Here is a 23,841-nt window from a genome sequence, read left to right on the forward strand (position 1 = left end):
GCAACCTGAATTGATATTAATATGATATCATATTTAAGGGGGAAGTCCGATGTCCGATTCGCGTACGCAAGCCGCCAGCCAGGAAACCACAGCGTGGACCACCAGCGGGTATCTCATGCTCGGCCTGTTGATCGTCGTGTTCGTGCTCACCGCTGCGCGGATACTGGGCTTTGCTTCGGGCAATCCGACCGACGCCGATGTTCCGGGCTTCCTTGCCGGGATATTTTTCGGTCCCGTCCTGTTCGTGCTGATCGCCAAGGGCTTCTATATGATCCAGCCCAACCAGGCCGCCGCGATCACCATGTTCGGTTCGTATCGGGGCACCGATCGCAGCCACGGCTTGCGCTGGGTCTGGCCGTGGATGAGCAAGAACCGCATTTCGGTGCGCGCCAACAACGTCGTTTCGGAAAAGCTCAAGGTCAACGACTTGCGCGGCAACCCGATCGAGATCGCCTGCAACGTGGTGTGGCGCGTGTCGGATACCGCGCAGGCGCTGTTCGATGTCGATGACTACAAGGCGTTCGTCTATGTCCAGATCGAAAGCGCTGTTCGCTCGATCGGCTCGCGCTATCCCTATGATGATATCGAGCATCAGGAAGTCACACTGCGCAGCCATCATGACCAGATCAACGCCGAACTGCGCACCGAACTCAACGCCCGCCTGATCCTTGCCGGGATCACCGTCGACGAATGCGGATTGACCCACCTGGCCTACGCGCCTGAAATCGCAGGGGCCATGCTCCGGCGCCAGCAGGCCGAAGCGGTCATCTCGGCACGCCGCAAGCTGGTCGAAGGCGCGGTGTCGATGGTCGAAATGGCGCTCAACCAGCTTTCGGAAAAGGGCGTGGTCGAGTTGGACGACGAACGCCGCGCGACGATGGTCTCGAACCTGATGGTCGTATTGTGCGGTGAACGCGATGCGCAACCGGTCATCAACGCCGGTACGCTGTACCAGTAAGGCCTGCCGATGGCCCCGCCGCCGAAAAAGGCTTTCCCGTTGCGCATCGATCCGGCGCTGTTCGCCGCGATCGAGCGCGCGGCAGGGGCGGACCTGCGTTCGGCCAATGCCCAGATCGAAGTTCTCCTGCGCGAGGCGCTGGGCAGGCGCGGGGTGAAAGTCGCCACGACCGAAGCTCCACGTCGGGGGCGTCCGCCAAAGATCGATTGATCCGGTTCCCGCCGGAACGCAACGGCATGTCAACCATTCGTCGCTATCCACGGCATGGCAAACTCGCCCGCCGGATAGCACAAGATGTACATGACCCAAGCCAATCCCTTTGCGGTTGCAGGCCGCCGCCACCACAAGCAACGGGTCGGGATTTTCCTGCTGGCGCTTGGCGTATTGGCAGCAATCCCGGCCAGTGCCCTGTTCGCGCAGGAACAGCGCAAGCCCTACACGATCGTCGAGAGCGGCCGCAGTTTCGCCGCGCTGCAGGACGCGGTCAACGCCATCGGCGAGGGCACCGCCACGATCCGCATCGAACCCGGCACCTATCGCGATTGCGCGGTCCAGCAGGCGGGCGATGTCGGTTTTGTCGCGCAGATACCCGGCCAGACGATCTTCGATGGCGCTGCCTGCGAGGGCAAGGCGACCATCGTCGCGCGCGGTCGCTCGACCCGCGTCGAAGGGCTGATCTTCCAGAATATCCGCGTGCCCGACGCCAACGGCTCGGGAATCCGCCTCGAACACGGCAACCTGACCGTGCGCCAGTCGTGGTTCCGCGACAGCGAACAGGGCATCCTCTCGGCCGACGACCCCTCTGCCGCCGTGCTGATCGAGAAGTCGACCTTCACCCGCCTGGGTCGCTGTGATCGCGGGCTGTCCTGCGCGCACTCGGTCTACTTCGGCGACTATGGCAGCGTCACCATCCGCCGCAGCCGCTTCGAAGCGGGCAGGGGCGGGCACTACGTCAAAAGCCGCGCCGGTCGCGTCGAAGTCAGTGAATCGAGCTTTGACGATACTGCAGGGCAGACCACCAATTACATGATCGACGTCCCCGCCGGAGCCACCGGACGCATCACCGACAACGTCTTCGTCCAGGGCAAGGACAAGGAAAACTACAGCGCGTTCATCGCCGTGGCCGCCGAGGGCCGCGTGCACAGTTCGAGCGGCCTTGCCATTGCGGGCAACGACGCGCGCTTCGCTCCGGGCATCAGCCGCTCGTCGGCCTTCGTTGCCGACTGGTCGGGCGATCAACTCTCGATCGGCAGCAATACGCTCGGGCAGGGCCTGACCCGCTTCGAAAAGCGTTAGACCCGCACCACAACTCAACGCTTCGTCATTGCGAGGAACGCAGCGACCGAGCCATCCAGAGCACAGTACGTTGGCGCTCTGGATCGCGATGCTTCGCCCGCAAGGACGAGTGGATGGAGAGAGTCTGTGAGGGCCTATGGGTTGCCCCAGTGCGGGCTACCCCCTACCTTGGCCCAAGTGCACACGCTGTCATCCACACGCCTGACCGCAAGGTTCTGGGCCGCGCTCTTGGCGCTGACCGTGCTGTTCCACGCCGCCGCACCGTTCGACGCGCCGCTTGTCGCGCGAACCGGATCGGCATTCAGCGCGGCGACGGTGGACCTTGCGGTTGCGCCCGAGCGTCGGCTTACCGTGCAGCGTGTCGCCCTGCCGGTAGCGCCGCCGCCAGTCCTTCTGGCACCGCTCCCCGCAGCACCTCCACTCCTTGAATTCGCCCACGCTTGGCCGCCGCAGACAGCGCCCCCGGCACCGGCGCCGTTGTTGCTGCGTCCCGCACCACGGGCACCCCCGATCACCTGACCTGCCGCCCGCGCCGTACCCTCCGGCGCTGCCCAAACGCATGTCAGGAATCAAGAAATGTCAAAAACCTACACCGCATCTGCGGCCGATGCCCGTCGCGCCCATGTCGAGGCGCTGCTGTCCGCCTATCCAGATGTCACCCCGCAGGAGCACAACCTGCTCGTCAACTGGTTCCGCAACGACGCCACCGCGCTCGACGTCGGCATGGTCGCCAGCAATCCGGCGGCCGAACGCGGTTATCGCCGCTTCCGCGCCGAACATCTCGATCGCTTTACGCTCAAGGACATGGGCTGGGCCCTGGCGTTCGCCGCAGCCATCGCCGTTGCTGTGCTGCTGATCGCCTGGCGGGCGCTCTGACCCAACCCGCGACCGCGACGGGCTAGCGCAACAGGTGTCCCGAGCGGTCGCGTTTGGTCGCAAGGTAGCGCGCGTTGTGGGGATTGGCGGGCAGTTCGTGCGGCACGCGCTCGGACACCTCGATTCCCAGTTCCTGCAACGCCGCCACCTTCATCGGGTTGTTGGTCAGCAGCCGCACGCGCGACACGCCGAGCAGGTCGAGCATCCGTACGGCCACCGGAAAGTCGCGCGCCTCGCTCGGCAGGCCCAGCCGCTCGTTGGCGTCGACCGTGTCAAACCCCTGGTCCTGCAGTTCATAGGCACGCAGCTTGTTGATCAGCCCGATCCCGCGCCCCTCCTGCCGCAGGTACAGCAGCACGCCCCAGCCGCCCTTGGCAACCTCATCGGCCATCTGCGCCAGCGCGCCATCGAGTTGCGGCCCACAATCGCACTTGAGGCTGCCGAGCACGTCGCCGGTCAGGCATTCGCTGTGCAACCGCACCAGCGGCTCGCGCTCGCTCGTCTGCACGCCGAGCACCAGCGCGACATGCTCGCGCAAGTCGTCCCGGGCGCGGAACGCCACGATCTCGGCATCGTCGCACGGCGCGACGGGCAACCGCGCCCGCGCCTGAATGGTCAGACCGCGCGGGTCCTTGAATACCGCCAACTCCTCCGCCGAAACCTCGGCAGCGATTTCCACACCGGTCGAGACCATGAATGCGGGCAGGATTCCCGCCAGCCGCGCCAGTTCCATCGCCGCGACCGCCGCCTCGCGCGGCTCGATCGGATCGGCCTTGAACGGACCGCGCAAGGGATTGCCCAGATCCTGTGCCGGGTCGGCCAGATTTCGCGCGCCAGAAAGGCTGAACGGCTCAGCCCCCCGGATCAGCACTGGCGCTTCGGGCACGGCTGCATCGCGCTGGTTGGCAAGCTTCAGTGTCGCCGCGCGCGCATCGGAAATCAGCAGGCGCGCGGCATAGATTCCCGGTTGAACGAACGCGGTTTCAGCAGGCAACAGGTCGAGCGCGCCGTCCACCCCGGTCACCCGGATCGCCCACCCGTGGCGCAGCGCATCCAAAGCGCGGGCGACGTTTCGCGCGTCGCTCAAAGGTCCAGCTCTGTGATCAGCGGGATGTGATCCGAAGGCTGCTCCCACCGCCGCGTCTCTTCGACGAAGCGATGCCCACGCGATTGCGCCGCCGCTTGGGGTGAGGCCCACATGTGATCCAGCCTGCGCCCCTGGTCCTTCTCGCGCCAGTACGACCGGTACGACCACCACGAATAGTTGCGCTCGGGCGCAGCGATATGCTTGCGCCCGAGATCGACCCAGCCATGCGCATCGCCGAACCGCTGCAGCGTTTCCACTTCCAGCGGCGTATGGCTGACGACCTTGAGCAGCGCCTTGTGATTGTAGACGTCGCACTCGAGCGGCGCGATGTTGAAATCGCCCACGATCAGCGTCGGGCGCTCGATCTTTTCGGCCCAGCGCGTCATGCGCTCGAGGAAGTCGAGCTTCTGCCCGAACTTGGCGTTGACCTCGCGATCGGCCACATCGCCGCCCGCCGGGATATAGACGTTCTCGATGATCAGGCCTTGGCCCGGGCCGGTGAGTTCCACGCCAATATGCCGCGCCTCGCCATTGTCCTGCCAGTCATGCTTGCTGAAATCGCGGAATGGAATGCGGCTGACCGTGGCGACGCCATGATAGCCCTTCTGCCCATGCACCGCGCGGTGGGTGTAGCCGAGCTTCTCGAAAACCTCGTGCGGAAACAGGTTCTCTGGCGTCTTGATCTCCTGCAGGCACAGCACATCGGGCGCCTCCTGCAGCAGAAAACGCTCGACCTGCTCGGCGCGCAAGCGGACCGAATTGATGTTCCATGTGGCAACCGAGATCATGCGCTCGGCTTTAGGGTCGCGGGGTGGCGATTGCTAGATGGGATGTGGGGTAGGATCGGGAGGATCGACCGGTAGCACCGCGGCTTTGCGGTAGTGTCTTTGGATGTTCCGTCAGTGAAGGCAAGGCCTCGGTGTGAGACGCAGTACTTTCGCTGGAGACGCATTGAGGGCTACCTCTGGCGTCGAACTACCTTGTTTTTTCAGTATCTTACATACGATACGGCTTTCGTCCCTTGGCGGCAATTTCCGCCCTGGTGATCTCCCGGTGATCGCTGGACGCCGGGGGTTGCTGGCGAAAAATTGCGAAGGGACAAGATTACCTGACGCACGATTGAGGCATTGGTTGCCGCGCGATCAGATGGCTTTTTGTGTGACGAGGGAATCGAAGGTTTGGGATCGCGGTGATATCGACCGGAGCGCGATTGAAACCATGGAGAGTCCGTCCGCAATGAAGGCGCGCGGCAGCGAGGGCCTGCTGGCCCCGCTTGTAGAGTTCGGTCACGCCAGGATTGCTCCGCCCATAGCGGCCACGACAATCGCGGCAAACACCTTCCAACCAAAATGCCGACCTCGCGTGATCAACCCGTTTGCGACCACGCCGAACAGAATTGGTGAACAGATCAAGGGAATTGCAAGAGGCCGGTCGGAATCCGAAAACAGCCACGGTGACGCTGCGATCAAGACACCACAGCCGATCCAGATCATCGTGCTGAATTGCCACATCGCGCTCACGAGCAATCTTGATTGCCGAGTGGGAAACGTCGCGGGGCCGATCAGTTTCACTTCGCCAAGATAGCCGTGCAGGCAGGCTGCGGCCACACAACTGATACCAACCGCAACCATCCAAACGGTCATCGACGCCTCCATACATTGATGTATGGTATTGCTACTCCGATCTACTCTTGTCAAGGCTGTGACCATGGAGACCAACAGGCTCACTCGAAAGGATTGGCTGAGGGCTGCGCTTCGAGCGCTAACCGACGGCGGGGTAAAGGCACTGAACCCTGACCGTCTGGCTACCGCGCTTGGAGTATCTCGTGGGAGTTTTTACTGGCACTTTGCCGATGTGAAGGCCTTCCATCGAGCGGTCCTGGAGGAATGGGAGGGACTGGCAGTCGATGGCCCACTTGAGCGGGCTTCGATTGCTGGGAACTACGAGGCAGCCGCTTCCTTGCAGCCGCTGATCCAAAACGCGTTCACCGCACCACAGGCACTGGAACGCGCCATCTTCCGCTGGGCGACAAGCGATGCACAGGCGGACCGCGCGGTGAAAAATGTCAACTCTCGCCGGCTTCGCTTGCTTGGCGAGATGTTTGAGGCAACCGGTGGCCCACGCGATGCCATGCGCGCCAATGCCAGGATTGCCTATTCTGCCTATCTCGGTTCTATTCTGCTTGACGATGGGCCGCCCGAGCAAACCATGGTAGATAGACTTTGCGAATTGCTGGATCTGCGTGCGACGAGCCCGGATGACGCACCCTTGCCCATGCGCAACAAAACGGCCCGGCTCTAATCCCAATTGGTGGAGTGGTCGGGGTCGGCCTTGCCAACACTGGCAGGACATCAGCGCGGAGCCATAAGAGCCTGTCGCGTCCTTGACGTGCGGCAGGCTCGAATTGACGCGCTCGCCATTAATCGCCCCATTGATGGCGACATGCGCAACATGACACCCCTGCGGCACGAGTCGCGCGCCATCGGCTGCCCAAGGTCACGCAAGCCCATCTTCGCGGACGGCGTATCCGACGAATCCGATATGACCGCGCAAGCGGGCCGACGCGCCGCTAAAGATCACGATACCGCCGCGCGGAAGCAGCGCACTTCCGCTACAGAAAGCGATCGTCATCGTTTCGTCGCGAAAAACTCTCTCTTTGGGGTAGAGTATAATTTCTCTATTCGTGCAGCGGGTGATCGCGGCTAGCGCAAGGCCGCAGACAGGGGTGAACATATGGACTTTCTCGCCGGGCTCGACTGGACGGCACTGCTGCCGTTCATCGCCGTGGGATTTGCCGCGCAGATGGTCGATGGCGCGCTCGGCATGGCGTTCGGGGTCATCTCGAACACGCTGATGGTCGGCGTGCTCGGCATTCCGCCGGCACTTGCCTCGCAGCGCGTGCACCTTGTCGAGTGTTTCACCACGGCAACTTCGGGCATCAGCCACCTCATCCACGGTAATGTCGACAAGAAGCTGTTCCTGCGCCTGCTGCTGCCGGGCATGGCTGGCGGCATTCTGGGTGCCTACGTCCTGTCGTCGCTCGATGCGTCGCTGGTGAAGCCGTGGGTGCTGCTCTACCTCAGCGCGATCGGCATCTACCTGCTTTTGCGCGGCCTGTTGTATCCGCCCAAGATCCGCGAAGCGGGGTGGGTTGCCCCGCTCGGGCTTGTCGGCGGGTTTCTTGATGCGGTTGGCGGTGGCGGCTGGGGTCCGGTCGTGACTTCCAACCTGCTGATCCAGGGTGCCGATCCGCGCAAGGTGGTGGGCACGGTCAACACCGTCGAGTTCTTTCTGACCCTCACGGTATCGGCAACCTTCATCTGGCATCTCGGGTTTGCCGACCTGGCAGGGCCTACGCTCGGGTTCCTGATCGGGGGACTGGCCGCGGCACCGTTTGGCGCATGGGCGGCCAAGCACATCCCGGCCAAGACGATGCTGATACTGGTGGGAACCGTGCTCACGCTGACCAGTCTCTACGGGGCCTATAACGCGTTTTCCTGATCGTTAGCGCAGGCTAGGGGTTCGGACGCAGGCCTCGCGCCGCGCTGTGGTTACTCCGCGTTAACCACGCTGTGCCACACTGCAACAGCCGCGCGGAGTGACTAGCGGCTGGAGGGCAGACATGGCGCGCTTCGATGCCAGCGGAATGACGATCGCGGAACTGCGGGAATTTGCGAGCTTTGCTCCGGGCGAGCAGCGCTACATCCGCCGCAGCCTGGATATTGCGCTCGGTCGCGGCGATGCGGTGGCCCGCTGGGGCCGCGACGAGCCCGAGATCGCCGCCATCATCGCACAGACCAATGCCTACCGCGATCTGGTGATGCTGCGCGCGATGCTGCCGCAGGTCGATGGTCTCGAAACGCTCGAGCCGTTCATGGGCAGTCTGATGCGTCTGGCCGCGTTCGACCTCGCGCAGGATCGCCTCGGCGGGTTTTCCGCCTTCCGCTTCCTCTATGAACGCCTGCTCGGAGCCGAGGCACGGCCGTGGCTGCCGTCGGCGTTCTGCGGCGCAGCGGCCTTGCCAGTGATCCGTCCGGACCGGCGGCGGCACCTGCTGCAGTCGATCAGCGAAGCGGCTGCGACCGCGCACGGCTGGTCCACCCGCGCGCCGTTGTTCTACCCCGAATTCGTCGAGGCCGAAGCGGCCTAAGGCACCAACACCGTATCGCGGGCGATCTCGTCGGTTTGCGGATAATCGAGCGTGTAGTGCAGGCCCCGGCTTTCGTGCCGCGCCCGTGCCGAGCGGACGATCAACTCCGCGCTCTGCAGCAGGTTACGCAATTCGATCAGGTCGGTCGTGACGCGGAAGTGTCCGTAGTAATCGTTGACCTCGCCCGACAGCATCTGAATGCGGTGCGCGGCGCGTTCGAGCCGCTTGTCGGTGCGCACGATGCCGACATAGTTCCACATGAACCGGCGGATTTCGGTCCAGTTCTGCTTGATCACCACTTCCTCGTCCGAATCGGTGACGCGGCTTTCGTCCCACGGACGCACTTCGGGTGGCGCGTCGAAGCTGTCCCAGCGGCGAAGAATATCGCGCGCGGCGGCGTCGCCGAACACGAAGCATTCAAGCAGCGAGTTCGACGCCAGGCGATTCGCGCCGTGCAGACCGCTCTCGGTGCATTCGCCGGCCGCATAAAGACCGGGCAGGTCGGTCCGCCCTTCGAGATCGATGAGCACCCCTCCGCAAGTATAATGCTGGGCTGGGACTACCGGGATTGGCTGGCGGGTCATGTCGATACCAAGGCCAAGCAGCTTATCGTGGATGTTGGGGAAGTGTCCGCGCACGAATTCGTCCGGCATGTGGCTGATGTCGAGATGAACGTAGTCGAGCCCGAACTTCTTGATCTCCGAATCGATCGCGCGCGCCACGATGTCGCGGGGGGCCAGCTCAAGCCGCTCGGGGTCGTAGAACTCCATGAAGCGCTTGCCGGTGCGCGGATTGATCAGTCGTCCGCCTTCACCACGCACCGCCTCGGTGATCAGGAAATTCTTGACGTCGAGGTTGTACAGGCAGGTCGGGTGGAACTGCATCATTTCCATGTTGCAGACCCGCGCGCCCGCGCGCCAGGCCATCGCGATGCCATCGCCCGTCGCGCCACGCGGTGCAGTCGAGAACTGATAGACCCGCCCTGCGCCGCCGGTTGCCAGGATCGTGGCGCGCGCGGTGTGCGCTTCGACCTTCCCAGTGGCTTCATCGAGCGCATAGACGCCCCAGATCCGGCCCGAGCCCGAATAGCGCGCAGCCTCGTGCCGCCCGCTGATCAGGTCAATACAGGTCCGACCCGGCAGGAGCGTGATGTTCGGATGATCGCGGGCTGCCTTGAGCAATGCCTGCTGCACCGCCGCACCGGTTGCATCGTCGACGTGAACGATCCGCCGGTGCGAGTGCCCGCCCTCACGCGTCAGATGCAGAGCGCCTGCCTCGGCATTGAACGGCACGCCGAGCGATTCCAGGCGATTGATCGCCGCTGGCGCGTGTTCGACCACGAACTCCACCGTCTCGCGTCGGTTGAGTCCGGCGCCCGCGATCATCGTGTCGCGGATATGGTTCTCGAACGTATCGCCCGCGTCGAGCACCGCCGCGATTCCGCCCTGCGCCCAATTGGTCGACCCGCCATCCAGCGCCCCCTTGGCCAGAACGAGCACACGGCATTTCTCCGCCAGCACCAACGCGGCTGTCAGACCTGCCGCGCCCGAGCCGATGACCAGCACATCGTTTGCTGCGGACCCGGCGAAAGAGTTGTCGGACGCGTTTGTGACATTTCCACTCACAAGCGGAGCTCCTTGATGTTGGCAGTGCCGTTCGAAAGGGTTGCGACCCTAAAGTGTCGCGAGAACTTGATATTAAAAGATTTTTTTACAGATTCGGCACAAATCTTTCTTTTGCTTAACGATGTTGTTCACTTGCTTCGCAACCGCAGCATGCTAGGTAGCTTTGCGTATAACCGCCTGCGCCCAGAGGCTAAAATGCAACTACAACGTCTTCTATGCGTAATGAACCGCCATCGGCCCATCCGTGACAAGATCGAATGGAATGGACTGACTTACGACAGTGCCTGCCGGTATTGTGGCACTGACATCGTCCGTCTCGAAAAGGGCGGATGGCGTCGTAAGTTGGCCAAAGTTCAAATAAACCAGAACTAAAGTTAGTGGAGATACTTGCGGCTACGCCGGGACGCTGGTCAGCGTGACGAAAACATCCTCAAGATCGGCTTCACGGGTAGATACATCGACTATCGCGTAACCTTGGCCCTGAACCTGCAGCAGGACTTCGCCTGCGTTGGTGCGATCCTTATCGTAGGCGATCTCGATCTGTCGTTCGCCCGACGCCACACTGCGCGCGAACGTTTCATGCTGCGGCGCAACACCCACGTCGCGATCTAGCGTCAACACAACGATCTTTTCGCGCGCCATGTCTACCAACTCGCGCGTCGGCTTGTTGGCGATCAGCTTGCCGTGATTGATGATCGCGATACGGTCACAGAGCTGCTCGGCTTCCTCGAGGTAGTGCGTGGTCAGGACAACCGTCACACCATCGTGGTTCATTTCGCTGACCAGCTCCCACAATTGCCGCCGCAGTTCGACATCGACGCCTGCGGTTGGCTCGTCGAGCACGAGGACCGGCGGACTGTGGACCATGGCCTTGGCGATCAGCAGACGTCGCTTCATGCCCCCCGACAGCGATCGGGCGTAAGCGTTGGCCTTGTCTGCCAGGTGGACCGCGCGCAGCAGTTCCATCGTTCGCCGCATCGACTTGGGCACGCCATAGAGTCCGGCCTGGTTGTTGAGCACTTCGGCAGGGGTGAAGAACGGATCGAACACGATTTCCTGCGGCACGATCCCGATCGACGCCTTGGCGTTGCGCACGTCGTGATCGATGTCATGACCCCAGATTTCGACTTGACCGGACGTCTTGGTCACCAGCCCCGCCAGCGTGTTGATCAGCGTCGACTTGCCCGCGCCATTAGGCCCGAGCAGACCGAAAATCTGTCCTTGCGGCACGTCGAAGCTGACGCCGTCGAGCGCCAGCTTGCCTGCGGACTTGCCCGTGGCGGTATAACGTTTGACGAGATCGCGGATGCGGATTGCGGGGGCCGTCGCCGGGGTCTGTTCCATGCGGTGCTGCCTGCCCGAACCGGGGGCAAAACGCAATTGTCTCAAGGCCACGCATTTGCTAGCGCGGCGGCATGAACCAGCCGCCCGAAACCGTCCTGTCCGATACCGCCCGCGTCAAGTGTGACGGGTCCAACGATATCAGGGGCGGAAGCGCGCTCGGTCACCCGCGCGTGTGGCTCGAAATCGACGAGCGCGGCTTTGTCGAGTGCGGCTACTGCGACAAGCGCTTCGTGCTGCGCGGCGGCCCGGCGGACAAGGCGCAGGCGGCCTGAAATATCGGTTAGGCTGCGCCTTTCGCGTTGGCCCATAGCTTCCTATATCGGTGGCGATGACCCAAACCGATCCCCGCTCGCTGCTCTACCGCCCCGGCCTGCTTTCGCCCGCCGACGCCCAACGCCTGACGCGTGAGGCACTGCGCGATTGCGATGACGGCGAACTCTACCTTCAGTTCATCGCGTCCGAGAGCTTCGGCTTCGATGACGGCAGGCTCAAGACCGCCGACTATTCCCGCGATGCAGGCTTCGGCTTGCGCGGCGTTTCGGGCGAGATGACCGGGTTTGCTCATGCCAACGAGATATCCGTCGCAGCCATCGCCCGCGCCGGAGAAACGCTCAAGCTGCTCGATCCGACGAAGGGGCAACCCGCCCCGCCACCGCAGGGCAACAACCGCCACCTCTATACCGATGCCTCGCCGCTCGACGCCGTGCCGTTCGAGGCCAAGGTCAAGCTGCTCGAAACGATCGACGCCGCGGCCCGTGCGCGCGATTCGCGCGTGGCGCAGGTCTCGGCGTCGCTGTCGGGCTCATGGTCGGTGGTCGAGATCGTGCGCGCGGATGGTTTCGTCGGGCACGACGTGCGTCCGCTCGTCCGGCTCAATGTATCGATCGTGGCGGAAAAGGACGGACGCCGCGAGACCGGCTCGTTTGGCATCGGCGGTCGCCGCTTGTACGACGACTTGTTCGAACCCGCGACCTGGAATCGCGCGATCGACGAAGCGCTGGCGCAGGCGCTGGTCAATCTCGATTCGGTTGCGGCTCCAGCAGGCGAGATGACCGTGCTGCTCGGCCCCGGCTGGCCGGGCGTGCTGCTCCACGAAGCGGTCGGCCACGGCCTCGAAGGCGATTTCAACCGCAAGGGCACCAGCGCGTTCTCGGGCCGCATCGGCCAGCGCGTTGCCGCGCCAGGCGTGACGGTGATCGACGATGGCTCGATGGCAGGACGGCGCGGCTCGCTCTCGATCGATGACGAGGGCACCCCGACGCAGGAGAACATCCTGATCGAGGACGGCATCCTCAAGGGCTATATCCAGGATCGCCTCAACGCCCGCCTGATGGGCGTTGCCCCCACCGGCAATGGCCGCCGTGAATCCTATGCCCATGCCCCGATGCCGCGCATGACCAACACCTTCATGCGCGCAGGGAACGACGACCCGGCCGAACTGCTCAGCCGCGTCAAGAACGGCATCTTCGCCAAGTCGTTCGGTGGCGGGCAGGTCGACATCACCAGCGGCAAGTTCGTGTTCTCGTGCACCGAGGCCTATCGCGTCGAGAATGGTAAGCTCGGCGCGCCGATCAAGGGCGCGACGCTGATCGGTGATGGTCCGACCGTGCTCACCCGCGTGATCGGGATCGGCAACGATCTCGCGCTCGACGAAGGCGTCGGCGTCTGCGGCAAGGGTGGGCAAAGCGTACCTGCGGGCGTCGGTCAGCCGACCCTGCTGGTCGAAGGCCTGACGGTCGGCGGCACGGCTTGAATTTCAGCACCGGTTCAGCCGACTCGTGATAGCGTAGCCGCATCGAACAGAAGGAAGTGCCAGCCATGATGAAAATCGCGAGCAAGATTGCCGCAGGCCTGGCCGCCGGATCGCTTCTCCTTGCCGGAGCCGCCGCCGACGCCAAGCCGCGCCTGACCCCCGAACAGCAGCTAGCCAAGTCGCTCGAAGGCCGTGTCGCGGGTAAACCGGCAAACTGCATCTACACCCCGCGTGTGATGAACACACGGATCTACGACAAGACCGCCATCGCCTATGACGCCGGTAACACGATCTGGGTGAACCGTCCCGATGCGGGTGCGTCGTCGCTGGACGATAGCGATATCATGGTGACGCAGCCGTTCGGCTCGCAGCTGTGCAGCGTCGATATCGTGCGGATGATCGATCGGACCAGTGGATTCTGGCGCGGATCGGTCGGGTTGGGCCAGTTCGTCCCTTACACGAAGGTCAAGGTCGCCAAGGTCGACTGAGCGGTTTATGGCGCAGGGATCATGACCCTGCGCCTTGCCACTCCTCTTGATGTATCGGCCATTGGCGATCTCGGGCGCCGCGCGTTTGTCGCGAAGTTCGGCCATCTCTACAGCGCTGCCAATCTCGCGCGCTTTCTAGACGATTCGCACGCGGAAACCGTTGTCGCCGCGCAGATCGGGCGCACCGACATGCGCGTCGCGGTCATCGAGCAGGACGGCGCGATCGCCTCGTTCTGCAAGCTGGTAAGGGCCAGCAGCCTTCCGCGCCACACCCAGGCGCTCACTCCGGCAGAAATCAAGCAGCTCTATACCGACCCCGCCCTGATTGGGCGCGGGCATGGCGCGCGGCTGATGGATTGGGCGCTGGCACAGGCACGCGATTGGGGCGCCGACGAGATGCAGCTATCGGTCTATGCCCACAATCCGGAAGCGCAGAAGTTCTACCGCCGCTATGGCTTGGACAAGGTCGCCGACATCGAATTCTGGGTGGGCGATCATTGCGATCCCGAATTCATGTTTGCAGGGCCGGTTTGACGGACCTTCGAACGGCTTTCAGTCCGGCCCGCAAGTCCCTATAGGGGCGTCCATGTCCTCAATCCGTCCATGGCGCGATATCGCGCGTCGCAAGAGCCGCCAGATCATGGTCGGCGCGGTCCCCGTCGGCGGAGATGCGCCGATTACCGTGCAGACGATGACCAACACGCTCACGTCCGATCCGGTAGCGACGATCAACCAGATCCGCCGTTGCGAGGAAGCGGGTGCCGACCTGATTCGCGTATCGTGTCCCGATGTCGAGAGCACGACTGCCCTGCGCCAGATCGTGCGCGCCGCGCGCGTGCCTCTGATCGCGGACATTCATTTCCATTACAAGCGCGCCCTCGAAGCCGCTGACGCAGGCGCCGCATGCCTGCGCATCAACCCCGGCAACATCGGCAGCAGCGAGCGCGTCGCCGAAGTCGTGCGTGCGGCCAAGGCCAACGGCTGCGCGATCCGCATCGGCGTCAATGCGGGCAGCCTCGAGAAGGACCTGCTCGAAAAGTACGGCGAGCCATGCCCCGAGGCGTTGGTCGAATCTGCGCTCGATCACATCAAGCTGCTGCAGGACCACGATTTCCACGAATACAAGGTGGCGGTCAAAGCCTCCGACGTGTTCCTCGCGGTCGCGGCTTACATGGGGCTGGCCGATGCTGTCGATTGCCCGCTGCACTTGGGCATCACCGAGGCGGGTGGGCTGATCGGCGGCACCGTCAAGTCCTCGATCGGCATCGGCAACCTGCTCTGGGCCGGCATCGGCGATACCGTGCGCGTCTCGCTCTCGGCGGAACCCGAGGAAGAAGTCCGCGTCGGATTCGAGATCCTCAAGAGCCTCGGCCTGCGTACGCGCGGTGTCCGCGTGGTTTCGTGCCCCTCATGCGCACGTCAGGGCTTCGACGTGATCCGCACGGTCGAGGCGCTGGAGAGCCGCCTGAGCCACATCAAGACCCCGCTCTCGCTCTCGGTCCTGGGTTGCGTCGTCAACGGCCCCGGTGAAGCGCGCGAAACCGATATCGGCCTCACCGGCGGCGGCAACGGCAAGCACATGGTCTATCTCTCGGGCGTAACCGACCACACCGTTCAGTCCGAAGACATGCTCGACCACATCGTCGCGCTGGTCGAGGCGAAAGCGGCAGAGTTGGAAGACGCCACGACTGACGCAGGTCAGACGACCGAGGCAGCGGAGTAGGCGGCTTGCGGCTGGTGGCAACATTTGCTACCAGCTTAGCATGGGCAAAATCGAGAAGATCAGCCGCGTGGAAAAGGTTTCGGTCGCCTTGACCGACGAACTTCTGTCGTACGTTCAGGGTGCGGTGAAGTCCGGCGATTACGCGTCCGCCAGCGAAGTCATTCGTGAGGCCTTGCGCCACTGGAAGGCGCGCCGCACGCAGGACGAGCAAGCGTCGATCGCACTCCGACACCTCATTGCCGAAGCGGATGCCAGCGGCCCATCCGAATCCTGGGAAGGCGCTGAGGTGTTGAAGCAACGGTTCCGCGAGCAGAATGCGCGTTGACTGGAAGATCGTTCGCAAGCCTGCGGCGATCGAGGACCTGTTTCACGTCTGGCAATATCTCGCCGCACACGACAGCGCGATAGCCGATCAGTGGATTGACCGGATTGACGAGAGTGTCGGCAGACTTGCACAGTTTCCCGAGGCAGGCGGCGGACGCGCCCATCTTGCGCAGGACCTCCGCGTCTGGCCGGTGCCGCCGTACGTGATCCTCTATCGGCTCAACGAAACCGACCGTATCGTCGATATCCTGCGGATCGTCGATGGCCGGCGCGATATTGGAAAGCTCCTCGCCATATGACCATTTCCATCCGCCCCGCCACTCGTAGCGACATTCCGCTGATCGCCAGCCTGATCCGCGCGCTGGCCGAATACGAAAAACTGGCCCACGCTGTCCGGTTCGATGAGGCGGTGCTGGCCGAAAAGCTGTTCGGCGCGCGGCCCTATGCCGAAGTCGTGATCGGCGAGGTCGACGGCGCGGCGCAGGGTTTCGCCTTGTTCTTCCACAACTTCTCCACTTTCGAGGGCAAGCCGGGAATCTATCTCGAAGACCTGTTCGTCCAACCCGAAGCGCGCGGCGTGGGACTCGGCAAGGCCCTGCTCGCGCATCTCGCAGCATTGGCGGTGGAGCGTGATTGTGCCCGGCTAGAATGGTCGGTGCTCGATTGGAATGCGCCCGCGATCGGGTTCTACAAGTCGCTGGGCGCGCAACTGATGGACGAATGGACCGGAATGCGCGTCGATGGCGCTGCCTTGCATCAGCTTGGCGCGCAGGCTGGAAATCTCGGCGCAAATGCCTAGTATGTGCGCTGTTCACGCTGGATACGGGGTCGGCGTGATAGGGACCGGGCATGACCATCGAAGTTGACAGGCGGACCGTTCTGGCAGGCGTTGCGGCAAGCGTCGCCGCTGCCGTGTACCCGCCGCGCGTGGCCGCCGCGACATACTATCCCACCGAGCAGCACCGCCGCGTGCTGGCGCTCGCCAAGGAAAAGGTCGAGCAGCATCGCGCCGCGCTGTGGCGGACCGATATGGTCGGGATCGCCGACTTCGCGATGCCGTCATCGCTGCCGCGCTTTCATTTTGCCGATCTGGAGAAGGGCGAGGTTCGCTCGTTCCTGGTCGCGCACGGGCGGGGCTCGGACCCGGAGCATGACGGGTTTCTCAAGTCCTTCTCGAACGATGTCGGCAGCCTCGCCACCTCACGCGGGGCCTATGTCACCTACGAATGGTACAAGGGCAAGTACGGCACTTCGATCCGCCTCGGCGGCATCTCGCCCGACAATACCAATGTTCTGGAACGCGCAATCGTGCTGCACCCGGCGTGGTACGCAAACCCCGCCATGCTCGAAAAGTGGGGCAAGCTCGGGCGCTCGGACGGCTGCTTCGCGATGGGCGAATCGGATTTCAACGAGGCGCTATGGCACCTCTCGGGCGGACGCCTGATCTACGCAGATCGGCTGGGGCTGGGCTGACGCCGCCCCTTGGTGCGGCTCGTCAGGTGCCAGCGCCGACAGCGATCACACAGATACGGATGCAACACGAGGCCGCTCGTGGTCACAGCCTCCGCCGCCGCCTCGCGCGTCGGATAACGGACCTTGCGCTGGCAAACGCTGAACCGGGTCCGCACCTCCCTTACAGCGGGTTGTCCAGCTTGATCACGGCCTCGTTGCTCTTGCGCTGGGTCGTGTGCAACTGGCGCGGCTGGGCGAAGCTTGCCAGGACCGGCGCATCGCGGCCGTAAATGTCCGCGAACGAGCGCAACGTGCCGGTCACGTCGCGCGCCACCGTGAAATACGTCAGATAGACCGGGAAGGTCTTGGTCATCGGCACCTTGGTATAGACCCGCGAGGTATGCACGGCGACGGCATCGTCTGGCGTCATGTTGGCACCCAGGATCGCCATGGTCATCGCCAGTTCGGTCGCACCCTCCACGCGGACGCACCCATGGCTCAGCGCGCGGGCGGGCAGGTTGAACGCAGACTTGCTCGGCGTATCGTGCAGGAAGATCGCGTGTTCGTTGGGCATGTCGAGCTTCATCCGGCCCAGCGAATTGTTGTCGCCCGGCTGCTGCACGACATAGATCGTACCGTCGGCGGCCTTGGTCACCTTGTAACCCTCGCGCTCGGCCTGCTTGGGGTTGTTCACCAGCCGCGCGCCCAGGCCTTCACCGACCACGATCGACTGCGGCACGGTCCAGGTCGGGTTGAAGATCACGCCTTCGACCGTTTCGGCAAGCTGCGGCGTCGCGGTCTTGCCGGGTTTGCCGACGACGACCTTGTAGGTCTTGATGATCTTGTTCCGCACGGTCAGCCGCAGCATCTGCTCGGGCACGTTGGTCAGCAGGTACTGCGTGCCCAGATCGCGCGCGAGCCAGCGCCAGCGATCCATGTTGGCGCGGATCAGAGCGGTCTGCTTGGGTGTGGTCGCCTTGGGCAGCGCGGCTTTCAGCGCGGCATAATCGGGCACCGTCGGGGACAGCGCCATCAGCGATCCCTTGATGTCGCTGCGCACCAGCGCGTCGGCAAGGATCAGCGCGGTCGGATTGGCATCCTGATCGGGATCAACCGCAAACCACTGCACCCGCGCTGGCATCGGAGTCCGCCCGTCGCGCAGGTCTTCCGCGAGCCACGTGAACAGGCGCGTCGCGACCTCATCGAGTTCGGGACCTTCGCCGCGCGTGATCGCAGCGGACAGCTTGTCGGGCTCGTAATCCTTGGCAAACAGCCCTTCCGCGCCGATCCCCTTGATCGTGGCGAGCAAAGCCTGCGCATCGGACTGCGACCAGTGCGGCGCGGGCACGGGGGGCAGAGGCTGCGGCGCGGCCTGCATCGGCACGACCACCGCGCTCGTACCCGGAGCCGGCATTGCCTGCTTGGTCAGGTCGACAGGTCCTGTATTCGAACCGGCAGCGGTCTGCGCTGCGACCGGCTGGGCGAGCAGCGACAGACCTGCCAGCGCCAAGGTCATCTTGCTCGAAAAGCCGCTACCGTCGATCACTCGCTTCACTATCGAAATTCCCTGTCTGGCTACCGGTACGTTGGCCCATGCACGCATCGCGATCAAGCATTGCGCCTGACTGGAGCCTGAATCGTCAATGATCCGGTGGACAATCTGGTTTCACCGCGCAACCGATTTCCCTATGCCCCCCAGCATGATGTCCCCCACCGCCAACACTGCCCGCACGCCATGGCTGCCGATCGGTGCCGTGATTCTCGGGCTCGCCCTTTTCTCGGTCATGGACGGGGTGATGAAGGCGGCTTCCATCCTCAGCGGTGTTTATGCCGCGATGTTCTGGCGCGGGCTTGCAGGCTCGACGATGATGCTGCCCTTATGGCTGAAGCGCGGGCGTGGCTGGCCAGATTGGGCGACGATGAAGGTCCACATCCAGCGTGGCGTGGTATCTGCCTGCATGGCGACGCTCTTCTTCTACGGCCTCGTGCGCACGCCGCTGGCCGAGAGCATCGCGCTCAGTTTCATCGCACCGCTGATCGCGCTCTATCTCTCGGTCGGCATGCTTGGTGAGACCTTGCAAAAATCAGCCGTCGCCGGATCGTTCATCGCGCTGCTTGGCGTCTGCGTGATCTGCTGGAGCAAGTTCGAGGGCTCATCCGATCCCGAAGCCATAAAGGGCGTCGTCGCGCTGCTCGTGTCGGCGGTACTCTATGCCTGGAACCTCGTATTGCAGCGTCGCCAGGCCCTGATTGCGGGGCCGGAGGAGGTGGCTTTCTTCCAGACGTTGGTGTCCTTCTCGTTCCTCGGGCTGGGTGCATGGTGGTTTGCGCCGTGGCCGAGTGCTGAATCCTGGGGACTGATCGTGATTTCGGCAGTGCTCTCGACCGGCTCGCTGATGCTGCTTAGCTGGGCTTACGCGCGGGCAGAGGCGCAAGTACTGGTCCCGTTGGAATATTCGGCCTTCATCTGGGCTGCGATCGTCGGCTGGATCGCATTCGGTGAAGAGGTTACGCTGGCAACGTTTGCAGGCGTCGCGCTGATCGTGGCGGGCTGCCTCTACGCAACCCGCCGAAATCCCGATCCACCACGTCCCGAAATGCCCAACTGACATCCCACGGCGACCAATCGCCCTGCTTATTGCAACTGCAAATCAGTAAGCGGAATTTTGTGCCTCCTTCTCGCCAAATGGCGGGTTGCCGCCCTTGACGAGGGGCGGCTTTGCGCGCATCGCCCTCTCGCTTTCAGGCCGTAAACCGCCGCGCTGCGTGGGGTAACCCCACTTGCATTTCCCCGCGTGGCAATTGGCAGCAACGGCCGCGACAGGAGGGAAGATCTCAGCCATGACCCAAGTCGGACAGGATACACTCGGCACCCGCAGCACGATGACCGTGGGTGGCAAGGATTTCGCCTACTATTCGTTGAAGAAGGCAGCCGACAAGTTCGGTGACGTCTCGCGTCTGCCGTTCTCGATGAAGGTGCTTCTCGAAAACCTCCTCCGCTTCGAAGATGGCGGCTTCACCGTCTCGACCGACGACATTAAGGCCGTGGTCGATTGGCAGAACCATCCGACCGAAACCAACAATGAAATCCAGTATCGCCCCGCGCGCGTGCTGCTGCAGGATTTCACCGGCGTTCCTTGCGTGGTCGATCTGGCCGCGATGCGCGATGCGATCGCCACGCTCGGCGGCGATACCAGCAAGATCAACCCACTGGTGCCGGTCAACCTGGTGATCGACCACTCGGTCATGGTCGATGAATTCGGCCACCCCAAGGCCTTCGAAGAGAACATGGAAATCGAATATCAGCGCAACATGGAGCGCTACGATTTCCTCAAGTGGGGTTCCAAGAGCCTCAACAACTTCTACGCCGTGCCTCCCGGCACCGGCATCTGCCATCAGGTAAACCTCGAAAACATCGCCCAGACGGTCTGGACCAGCACCGACCAGAACGGCGTGACGGTCGCTTATCCCGATACCTGCGTTGGCACCGACAGCCACACCACGATGGTCAACGGCCTGGGCGTGCTCGGCTGGGGCGTCGGCGGGATCGAGGCTGAGGCTGCGATGCTCGGCCAGCCGGTCTCGATGCTCGTCCCCGAAGTCGTCGGCTTCAAGCTGACCGGCGAGATGGTCGAAGGCGTCACCGCAACCGACCTCGTGCTGACCTGCACCAACATGCTGCGCAAGCACGGCGTGGTCGGCCGCTTCGTCGAATATTTCGGCCCCGGCCTTGCTTCGCTGAGCCTTGCCGACCGCGCGACGCTGGCCAACATGGCGCCCGAATACGGCGCTACTTGCGGCTTCTTCGGTATCGACGACAAGACGCTCGACTACTTGCGCCTGACCGGTCGCGAGGAAGCGCAGATCGCGCTCGTCGAAGCTTACGCCAAGGAGCAGGGTTTCTGGATCGATCCCTCGGTTGATCCGATCTTCTCCTCGACGCTCGAACTCGACCTTGCCACCGTCGTGCCCTCGCTCGCAGGACCCAAGCGCCCGCAGGACCGTGTCTCGCTTCCGGAAGTCGACGACGTGTTCAACGCCGATATGGCCGCAACCTACAAGAAGGCCCCGACCCGCGTTCCCGTGGCTGGCATGGACTTCGACCTCGGTGACGGCGATGTCGTGATCGCCGCGATCACCAGCTGCACCAACACCTCGAACCCGAGCGTTCTGGTCGCCGCCGGCCTCGTCGCCAAGAAGGCCAACGAACTCGGTCTCAAGCCCAAGCCGTGGGTGAAGACGTCGCTCGCTCCCGGATCGCAGGTCGTCACCGACTACCTCGACAAGGCTGGCCTGTCCGAACATCTCGACGCGGTGGGCTTCAACCTCGTCGGTTATGGCTGCACCACCTGCATCGGTAACTCCGGACCGCTGTCCGACCCGATCAGCAAGGCGATCAACGACAATGGTCTCGTCGCCAGCGCCGTGATTTCGGGCAACCGCAACTTCGAAGGCCGCGTCTCGCCAGACGTGCGCGCCAACTTCCTCGCCTCGCCGCCGCTGGTCGTCGCCTACGCCCTCAAGGGCACGGTGATCGAAGACTTCACCACCACGCCAATCGGCAAGAGCACTGCCGGCAACGACGTGTACCTGCGTGATATCTGGCCTTCGAACAGCGAAGTCGCCAGCACGATGGCGGCATGTGTCGATCGCGGCATGTTCCAGGCGCGCTATGCCGATGTCTACAAGGGCGATGCGCACTGGCAGGCGATCAACGTCACCGGTTCGGACACCTACTCGTGGCGCGCGGGATCGACCTACGTCGCCAACCCGCCGTACTTCGAGGGCATGAGCATGACGCCAGCCCCGGTGAACGACATCATCGACGCCAAGCCGCTGCTGATCCTGGGCGATTCGATCACCACCGATCACATCAGTCCGGCAGGCTCGATCAAGGCCGATAGCCCCGCGGGGAAGTGGCTGATGGAGCATCAGGTTTCCAAGGCCGACTTCAACTCCTACGGCGCGCGCCGTGGCCACCATGACGTGATGATGCGCGGCACTTTTGCCAACATCCGCATCAAGAACGAAATGGTCCCCGGCACCGAAGGCGGCTTCTCGCGCTATGGCGACGAAGCAGGCTCGGTGTTCGACGTGGCGATGAAGCACAAGGCCGACGGTACGCCGACGGTCGTCATCGCGGGCAAGGAATACGGCACTGGTTCCAGCCGCGACTGGGCGGCAAAGGGCACCAACCTGCTCGGCGTGCGCGCCGTGATCGTCGAAAGCTTCGAGCGTATCCACCGTTCGAACCTGGTCGGCATGGGCGTGCTTCCGCTGCAGTTCAAGGAAGGCCAGAGCCGTCACTCGCTGGCGCTTTCGGGCGACGATACTTTCACGATCAAGGGTGTCGCCAGCCTTGAGCCGCGTCAGGACGTCGAAGTCGAAGTGACGCGCAAGGACGGCACCAAGCTGACCTTCACCGCGCTGTGCCGCATCGATACCGCCAATGAAGTCGAGTACTTCATGAACGGCGGCATCCTGCACTACGTCCTGCGCAAGCTCGCTTCGTAAGCGGACAAGATCGCATCAAATGGCCCGCCGGGGAAACTCGGCGGGCTTTTTTGCGCTACCAAGACCCGTTCGTGTCGAGCGAAGCCGAGACACTGCGCGCGGTGTCTCGACTTCGGGCAAAGCCCGAAGTTTATCCTGAGCTTGTCGATGGGCTCGACACGACGGCGGAGGAAACCGCTCCCAAGGCACAAAAAAGGGCGGCTCCCCCCGGAGGCCGCCCTTCTCTTGACCCCGCCGGAGAGCAGGGGTTGTCGTTAGAACTCAGGCCGCTTTGGGCTTGGCAAACCGACGCCGAGCAACCAGGCCTGCTGCCGCTGCGCCGAACAGGATCACCATCGACGGCTCGGGAACTTCGGTTCCGCCCGTGGTCGACGTGGTCGTCGTGGTTCCGCCGTTGGTCGTCCCGCCGTTCGAGCTGGACGTCGACGACGAAGTTGAGGTCGACGAGGATGTCGAACTGCTGGTGCTGCTCGATGTCGAGGAGCTGGACGTTACGTTGCCCGAAGACGTCGAGGTCGAAGAGCTCGATGTGACGTTGCCCGACGACGTGCTGACGTTGCCGCTCGAAGTGGAAACGTTCCCGCTCGACGTGGATACATTGCCCGAGGACGTCGAGACATTCCCCGAGGACGTCGAGGTCGAGGTCGAGACCCCGCCCGTCGAAGTCGAGACACCACCGGTCGTGGACGAGCTGCCACCCGAACTGGTCGAGCTGGACCCGCCCGACGAGGACGTCGACCCACCGGACGTTGAGGTCGAGCCGGTGCTTGTCGAAGAAACGACAACGCTGCCGCCGCCACCACCGCCGCCGCCACCAAAGAAGCCGCCGAAGAACCCGCCGCCAAAGCCGCCGATCCCGCCACCGCCGATGACGACAGGCACGCCGCCACCCGAACTGCCGCCGATCGGCTGTGGGGGCATAGGAGGCATGTACGGCACCGGCACCATCGCCATCTGCTGGGCGGGCGCACACGACTTGGTCGTGGTCGTCGTCACGATGCGGCGTGCGCGGTGCACTTCGCGCGGTGCGGCGCGCCGTGCGATCACGCGCTTGGCGGGCTTCGCGCTCTTCACCTTGACCGGCTTGGTGTGGTGGATCTCACCCTTGGAAGGTGCTTCCGAAACGTGCACGGCGCCACCGCCGAGCATCGCTCCGCCTGCTGCGGCTGCCGCCAATTTCGCCAATGCCATCCGAACCGACATGATCTGTGCTCTCGTTCTTCCCTGGGAAAGCGCGTTAGCAGATGGGAG

28 protein-coding genes are annotated in these 23,841 nt (G+C 63.5%); 21 read left to right on the forward strand and 7 right to left on the reverse strand.

The features are described from left to right. Window positions 1-49 precede the first annotated feature (49 nt). From GGQ88_RS06795 to GGQ88_RS06815, 5 genes are all read left to right on the forward strand, one after another. Window positions 50-958, forward strand: coding sequence for an SPFH domain-containing protein (locus tag GGQ88_RS06795; protein WP_183612354.1), 909 nt, complete (start codon window positions 50-52; stop codon window positions 956-958). Window positions 959-967: 9 nt separating this feature from the next. Then, complete coding sequence (locus GGQ88_RS06800) at window positions 968-1,168, forward strand: type II toxin-antitoxin system antitoxin (RefSeq protein WP_183612355.1); 201 nt, start codon at window positions 968-970, stop codon at window positions 1,166-1,168. Between the two features lie 90 nt (window positions 1,169-1,258). Then, window positions 1,259-2,254, forward strand: coding sequence for a right-handed parallel beta-helix repeat-containing protein (locus GGQ88_RS06805; protein ID WP_183612356.1), 996 nt, complete (start codon window positions 1,259-1,261; stop codon window positions 2,252-2,254). A gap of 177 nt (window positions 2,255-2,431) precedes the next feature. After that, the gene (locus GGQ88_RS06810) at window positions 2,432-2,773 is read left to right on the forward strand and encodes a hypothetical protein (protein WP_183612357.1); all 342 of its coding nucleotides are present in this window, start codon (window positions 2,432-2,434) and stop codon (window positions 2,771-2,773) included. A gap of 57 nt (window positions 2,774-2,830) precedes the next feature. Further along, window positions 2,831-3,130, forward strand: coding sequence for a hypothetical protein (locus GGQ88_RS06815; RefSeq protein WP_183612358.1), 300 nt, complete (start codon window positions 2,831-2,833; stop codon window positions 3,128-3,130). 22 nt (window positions 3,131-3,152) lie between these two features. Here the strand turns inward: GGQ88_RS06815 and ribA are convergent, their stop codons facing one another. The 3 genes from ribA to GGQ88_RS06830 all read right to left on the reverse strand — a co-directional run bounded on the left by ribA (window position 3,153) and on the right by GGQ88_RS06830 (window position 5,860). After that, window positions 3,153-4,217: a GTP cyclohydrolase II gene (ribA, locus tag GGQ88_RS06820; RefSeq protein WP_183612359.1), complete on the reverse strand. Its 1,065-nt coding sequence runs from the start codon at window positions 4,215-4,217 to the stop codon at window positions 3,153-3,155. Next, window positions 4,214-5,005, reverse strand: a complete 792-nt coding sequence (locus tag GGQ88_RS06825; protein WP_183612360.1) for an exodeoxyribonuclease III — start codon at window positions 5,003-5,005, stop codon at window positions 4,214-4,216. The genes ribA and GGQ88_RS06825 overlap by 4 nt, the downstream gene beginning before the upstream one ends. A gap of 498 nt (window positions 5,006-5,503) precedes the next feature. Then, a complete protein-coding gene (locus GGQ88_RS06830; protein WP_183612361.1) occupies window positions 5,504-5,860 on the reverse strand; it encodes a hypothetical protein in 357 nt (118 codons plus the stop codon). A 64-nt stretch (window positions 5,861-5,924) separates the two neighbouring features. Between GGQ88_RS06830 and GGQ88_RS06835 the strand changes: the two genes are divergently transcribed. The 4 genes from GGQ88_RS06835 to GGQ88_RS06850 all read left to right on the forward strand — a co-directional run bounded on the left by GGQ88_RS06835 (window position 5,925) and on the right by GGQ88_RS06850 (window position 8,367). After that, window positions 5,925-6,518, forward strand: a complete 594-nt coding sequence (locus tag GGQ88_RS06835; protein ID WP_183612362.1) for a TetR/AcrR family transcriptional regulator — start codon at window positions 5,925-5,927, stop codon at window positions 6,516-6,518. Between the two features lie 141 nt (window positions 6,519-6,659). Continuing rightward, window positions 6,660-6,923, forward strand: coding sequence for a hypothetical protein (locus GGQ88_RS06840; RefSeq protein ID WP_183612363.1), 264 nt, complete (start codon window positions 6,660-6,662; stop codon window positions 6,921-6,923). A 27-nt stretch (window positions 6,924-6,950) separates the two neighbouring features. Further along, window positions 6,951-7,718 carry a sulfite exporter TauE/SafE family protein gene (locus GGQ88_RS06845; protein WP_183612364.1) on the forward strand — a complete coding sequence of 256 codons (768 nt, stop codon included), beginning with the start codon at window positions 6,951-6,953 and terminating at the stop codon, window positions 7,716-7,718. Between the two features lie 121 nt (window positions 7,719-7,839). Continuing rightward, the gene (locus tag GGQ88_RS06850; protein WP_183612365.1) at window positions 7,840-8,367 is read left to right on the forward strand and encodes a hypothetical protein; all 528 of its coding nucleotides are present in this window, start codon (window positions 7,840-7,842) and stop codon (window positions 8,365-8,367) included. Here GGQ88_RS06850 and nadB read toward each other — a convergent pair. Beyond that, window positions 8,364-9,992, reverse strand: coding sequence for an L-aspartate oxidase (gene nadB / locus GGQ88_RS06855; RefSeq protein WP_183612366.1), 1,629 nt, complete (start codon window positions 9,990-9,992; stop codon window positions 8,364-8,366). The genes GGQ88_RS06850 and nadB overlap by 4 nt on opposite strands. Window positions 9,993-10,007: 15 nt before the next feature. Between nadB and GGQ88_RS06860 the strand changes: the two genes are divergently transcribed. Further along, on the forward strand, window positions 10,008-10,364 hold the full coding sequence (locus tag GGQ88_RS06860; RefSeq protein WP_183612367.1) for a hypothetical protein: 357 nt from the start codon (window positions 10,008-10,010) through the stop codon (window positions 10,362-10,364). A 21-nt stretch (window positions 10,365-10,385) separates the two neighbouring features. On the opposite strand, the gene GGQ88_RS06865 is transcribed toward GGQ88_RS06860, so the two are convergent. Further along, a complete protein-coding gene (locus GGQ88_RS06865) occupies window positions 10,386-11,336 on the reverse strand; it encodes an ABC transporter ATP-binding protein (protein WP_183612368.1) in 951 nt (316 codons plus the stop codon). A 71-nt stretch (window positions 11,337-11,407) separates the two neighbouring features. On the opposite strand from GGQ88_RS06865, the gene GGQ88_RS06870 reads away from it, so the two are divergent. From GGQ88_RS06870 to GGQ88_RS06910, 9 genes are all read left to right on the forward strand, one after another. Further along, window positions 11,408-11,608 carry a zinc-finger domain-containing protein gene (locus GGQ88_RS06870; protein WP_183612369.1) on the forward strand — a complete coding sequence of 67 codons (201 nt, stop codon included), beginning with the start codon at window positions 11,408-11,410 and terminating at the stop codon, window positions 11,606-11,608. A gap of 56 nt (window positions 11,609-11,664) precedes the next feature. Next, window positions 11,665-13,089: a metalloprotease TldD gene (gene tldD, locus GGQ88_RS06875; RefSeq protein ID WP_183612370.1), complete on the forward strand. Its 1,425-nt coding sequence runs from the start codon at window positions 11,665-11,667 to the stop codon at window positions 13,087-13,089. A 65-nt stretch (window positions 13,090-13,154) separates the two neighbouring features. After that, complete coding sequence (locus tag GGQ88_RS06880; protein WP_183612371.1) at window positions 13,155-13,577, forward strand: hypothetical protein; 423 nt, start codon at window positions 13,155-13,157, stop codon at window positions 13,575-13,577. A gap of 21 nt (window positions 13,578-13,598) precedes the next feature. Continuing rightward, a complete protein-coding gene (locus GGQ88_RS06885; protein WP_183612372.1) occupies window positions 13,599-14,111 on the forward strand; it encodes a GNAT family N-acetyltransferase in 513 nt (170 codons plus the stop codon). A 52-nt stretch (window positions 14,112-14,163) separates the two neighbouring features. Continuing rightward, window positions 14,164-15,300, forward strand: a complete 1,137-nt coding sequence (ispG, locus tag GGQ88_RS06890; RefSeq protein WP_183612373.1) for a flavodoxin-dependent (E)-4-hydroxy-3-methylbut-2-enyl-diphosphate synthase — start codon at window positions 14,164-14,166, stop codon at window positions 15,298-15,300. A gap of 40 nt (window positions 15,301-15,340) precedes the next feature. Further along, window positions 15,341-15,625, forward strand: coding sequence for a type II toxin-antitoxin system ParD family antitoxin (locus tag GGQ88_RS06895; RefSeq protein ID WP_221214538.1), 285 nt, complete (start codon window positions 15,341-15,343; stop codon window positions 15,623-15,625). Next, window positions 15,615-15,923, forward strand: coding sequence for a type II toxin-antitoxin system RelE/ParE family toxin (locus GGQ88_RS06900; RefSeq protein ID WP_183612374.1), 309 nt, complete (start codon window positions 15,615-15,617; stop codon window positions 15,921-15,923). Before GGQ88_RS06895 ends, GGQ88_RS06900 begins: the two co-directional genes overlap by 11 nt. After that, window positions 15,920-16,423 (forward strand): GNAT family N-acetyltransferase, encoded by a 504-nt coding sequence (locus GGQ88_RS06905; RefSeq protein WP_183612375.1) that lies wholly within the window; start codon window positions 15,920-15,922, stop codon window positions 16,421-16,423. Before GGQ88_RS06900 ends, GGQ88_RS06905 begins: the two co-directional genes overlap by 4 nt. Before the next feature lie 50 nt (window positions 16,424-16,473). After that, window positions 16,474-17,097 carry a murein L,D-transpeptidase catalytic domain-containing protein gene (locus tag GGQ88_RS06910; protein WP_183612376.1) on the forward strand — a complete coding sequence of 208 codons (624 nt, stop codon included), beginning with the start codon at window positions 16,474-16,476 and terminating at the stop codon, window positions 17,095-17,097. A gap of 160 nt (window positions 17,098-17,257) precedes the next feature. On the opposite strand, the gene GGQ88_RS06915 is transcribed toward GGQ88_RS06910, so the two are convergent. Then, window positions 17,258-18,622, reverse strand: a complete 1,365-nt coding sequence (locus tag GGQ88_RS06915; protein WP_425490420.1) for a L,D-transpeptidase family protein — start codon at window positions 18,620-18,622, stop codon at window positions 17,258-17,260. 154 nt (window positions 18,623-18,776) lie between these two features. On the opposite strand from GGQ88_RS06915, the gene GGQ88_RS06920 reads away from it, so the two are divergent. Continuing rightward, window positions 18,777-19,685 carry a DMT family transporter gene (locus GGQ88_RS06920; RefSeq protein ID WP_343057113.1) on the forward strand — a complete coding sequence of 303 codons (909 nt, stop codon included), beginning with the start codon at window positions 18,777-18,779 and terminating at the stop codon, window positions 19,683-19,685. 232 nt (window positions 19,686-19,917) lie between these two features. Further along, entirely contained in the window at window positions 19,918-22,590 is a 2,673-nt protein-coding gene (acnA, locus tag GGQ88_RS06925; protein WP_183612377.1) for an aconitate hydratase AcnA, read from the forward strand. A 261-nt stretch (window positions 22,591-22,851) separates the two neighbouring features. On the opposite strand, the gene GGQ88_RS21645 is transcribed toward acnA, so the two are convergent. Further along, the gene (locus GGQ88_RS21645; RefSeq protein WP_183612378.1) at window positions 22,852-23,793 is read right to left on the reverse strand and encodes a PEP-CTERM sorting domain-containing protein; all 942 of its coding nucleotides are present in this window, start codon (window positions 23,791-23,793) and stop codon (window positions 22,852-22,854) included. Between the last annotated feature and the right edge of the window lie 48 nt (window positions 23,794-23,841).

Origin of the sequence: Novosphingobium hassiacum, from assembly GCF_014196055.1 — a bacterium.
In the GTDB taxonomy this organism is placed as follows: Bacteria; Pseudomonadota; Alphaproteobacteria; order Sphingomonadales; family Sphingomonadaceae; genus Novosphingobium; species Novosphingobium hassiacum.

Bases quoted from the DNA above. Each gene is read 5' to 3' on its own strand.
- GGQ88_RS06840 (WP_183612363.1), top strand. From the start codon at position 6,660: ATGCGCAACATGACACCCCTGCGGCACGAGTCGCGCGCCATCGGCTGC.
- GGQ88_RS06850 (WP_183612365.1), top strand. From the start codon at position 7,840: ATGGCGCGCTTCGATGCCAGCGGAATGACGATCGCGGAACTGCGGGAA.
- GGQ88_RS21645 (WP_183612378.1), bottom strand. From the start codon at position 23,793: ATGTCGGTTCGGATGGCATTGGCGAAATTGGCGGCAGCCGCAGCAGGC.
- GGQ88_RS06805 (WP_183612356.1), top strand. From the start codon at position 1,259: ATGACCCAAGCCAATCCCTTTGCGGTTGCAGGCCGCCGCCACCACAAG.
- GGQ88_RS06830 (WP_183612361.1), bottom strand. From the start codon at position 5,860: ATGACCGTTTGGATGGTTGCGGTTGGTATCAGTTGTGTGGCCGCAGCC.
- GGQ88_RS06920 (WP_343057113.1), top strand. From the start codon at position 18,777: ATGATGTCCCCCACCGCCAACACTGCCCGCACGCCATGGCTGCCGATC.
- acnA (WP_183612377.1), top strand. From the start codon at position 19,918: ATGACCCAAGTCGGACAGGATACACTCGGCACCCGCAGCACGATGACC.
- GGQ88_RS06865 (WP_183612368.1), bottom strand. From the start codon at position 11,336: ATGGAACAGACCCCGGCGACGGCCCCCGCAATCCGCATCCGCGATCTC.
- GGQ88_RS06870 (WP_183612369.1), top strand. From the start codon at position 11,408: ATGAACCAGCCGCCCGAAACCGTCCTGTCCGATACCGCCCGCGTCAAG.
- GGQ88_RS06825 (WP_183612360.1), bottom strand. From the start codon at position 5,005: ATGATCTCGGTTGCCACATGGAACATCAATTCGGTCCGCTTGCGCGCC.
- GGQ88_RS06910 (WP_183612376.1), top strand. From the start codon at position 16,474: ATGACCATCGAAGTTGACAGGCGGACCGTTCTGGCAGGCGTTGCGGCA.
- ispG (WP_183612373.1), top strand. From the start codon at position 14,164: ATGTCCTCAATCCGTCCATGGCGCGATATCGCGCGTCGCAAGAGCCGC.
- GGQ88_RS06835 (WP_183612362.1), top strand. From the start codon at position 5,925: ATGGAGACCAACAGGCTCACTCGAAAGGATTGGCTGAGGGCTGCGCTT.
- GGQ88_RS06795 (WP_183612354.1), top strand. From the start codon at position 50: ATGTCCGATTCGCGTACGCAAGCCGCCAGCCAGGAAACCACAGCGTGG.
- GGQ88_RS06880 (WP_183612371.1), top strand. From the start codon at position 13,155: ATGATGAAAATCGCGAGCAAGATTGCCGCAGGCCTGGCCGCCGGATCG.
- GGQ88_RS06900 (WP_183612374.1), top strand. From the start codon at position 15,615: ATGCGCGTTGACTGGAAGATCGTTCGCAAGCCTGCGGCGATCGAGGAC.
- GGQ88_RS06800 (WP_183612355.1), top strand. From the start codon at position 968: ATGGCCCCGCCGCCGAAAAAGGCTTTCCCGTTGCGCATCGATCCGGCG.
- GGQ88_RS06905 (WP_183612375.1), top strand. From the start codon at position 15,920: ATGACCATTTCCATCCGCCCCGCCACTCGTAGCGACATTCCGCTGATC.
- GGQ88_RS06860 (WP_183612367.1), top strand. From the start codon at position 10,008: ATGTTGGCAGTGCCGTTCGAAAGGGTTGCGACCCTAAAGTGTCGCGAG.
- tldD (WP_183612370.1), top strand. From the start codon at position 11,665: ATGACCCAAACCGATCCCCGCTCGCTGCTCTACCGCCCCGGCCTGCTT.
- GGQ88_RS06815 (WP_183612358.1), top strand. From the start codon at position 2,831: ATGTCAAAAACCTACACCGCATCTGCGGCCGATGCCCGTCGCGCCCAT.
- GGQ88_RS06845 (WP_183612364.1), top strand. From the start codon at position 6,951: ATGGACTTTCTCGCCGGGCTCGACTGGACGGCACTGCTGCCGTTCATC.
- GGQ88_RS06895 (WP_221214538.1), top strand. From the start codon at position 15,341: ATGGGCAAAATCGAGAAGATCAGCCGCGTGGAAAAGGTTTCGGTCGCC.
- GGQ88_RS06885 (WP_183612372.1), top strand. From the start codon at position 13,599: ATGACCCTGCGCCTTGCCACTCCTCTTGATGTATCGGCCATTGGCGAT.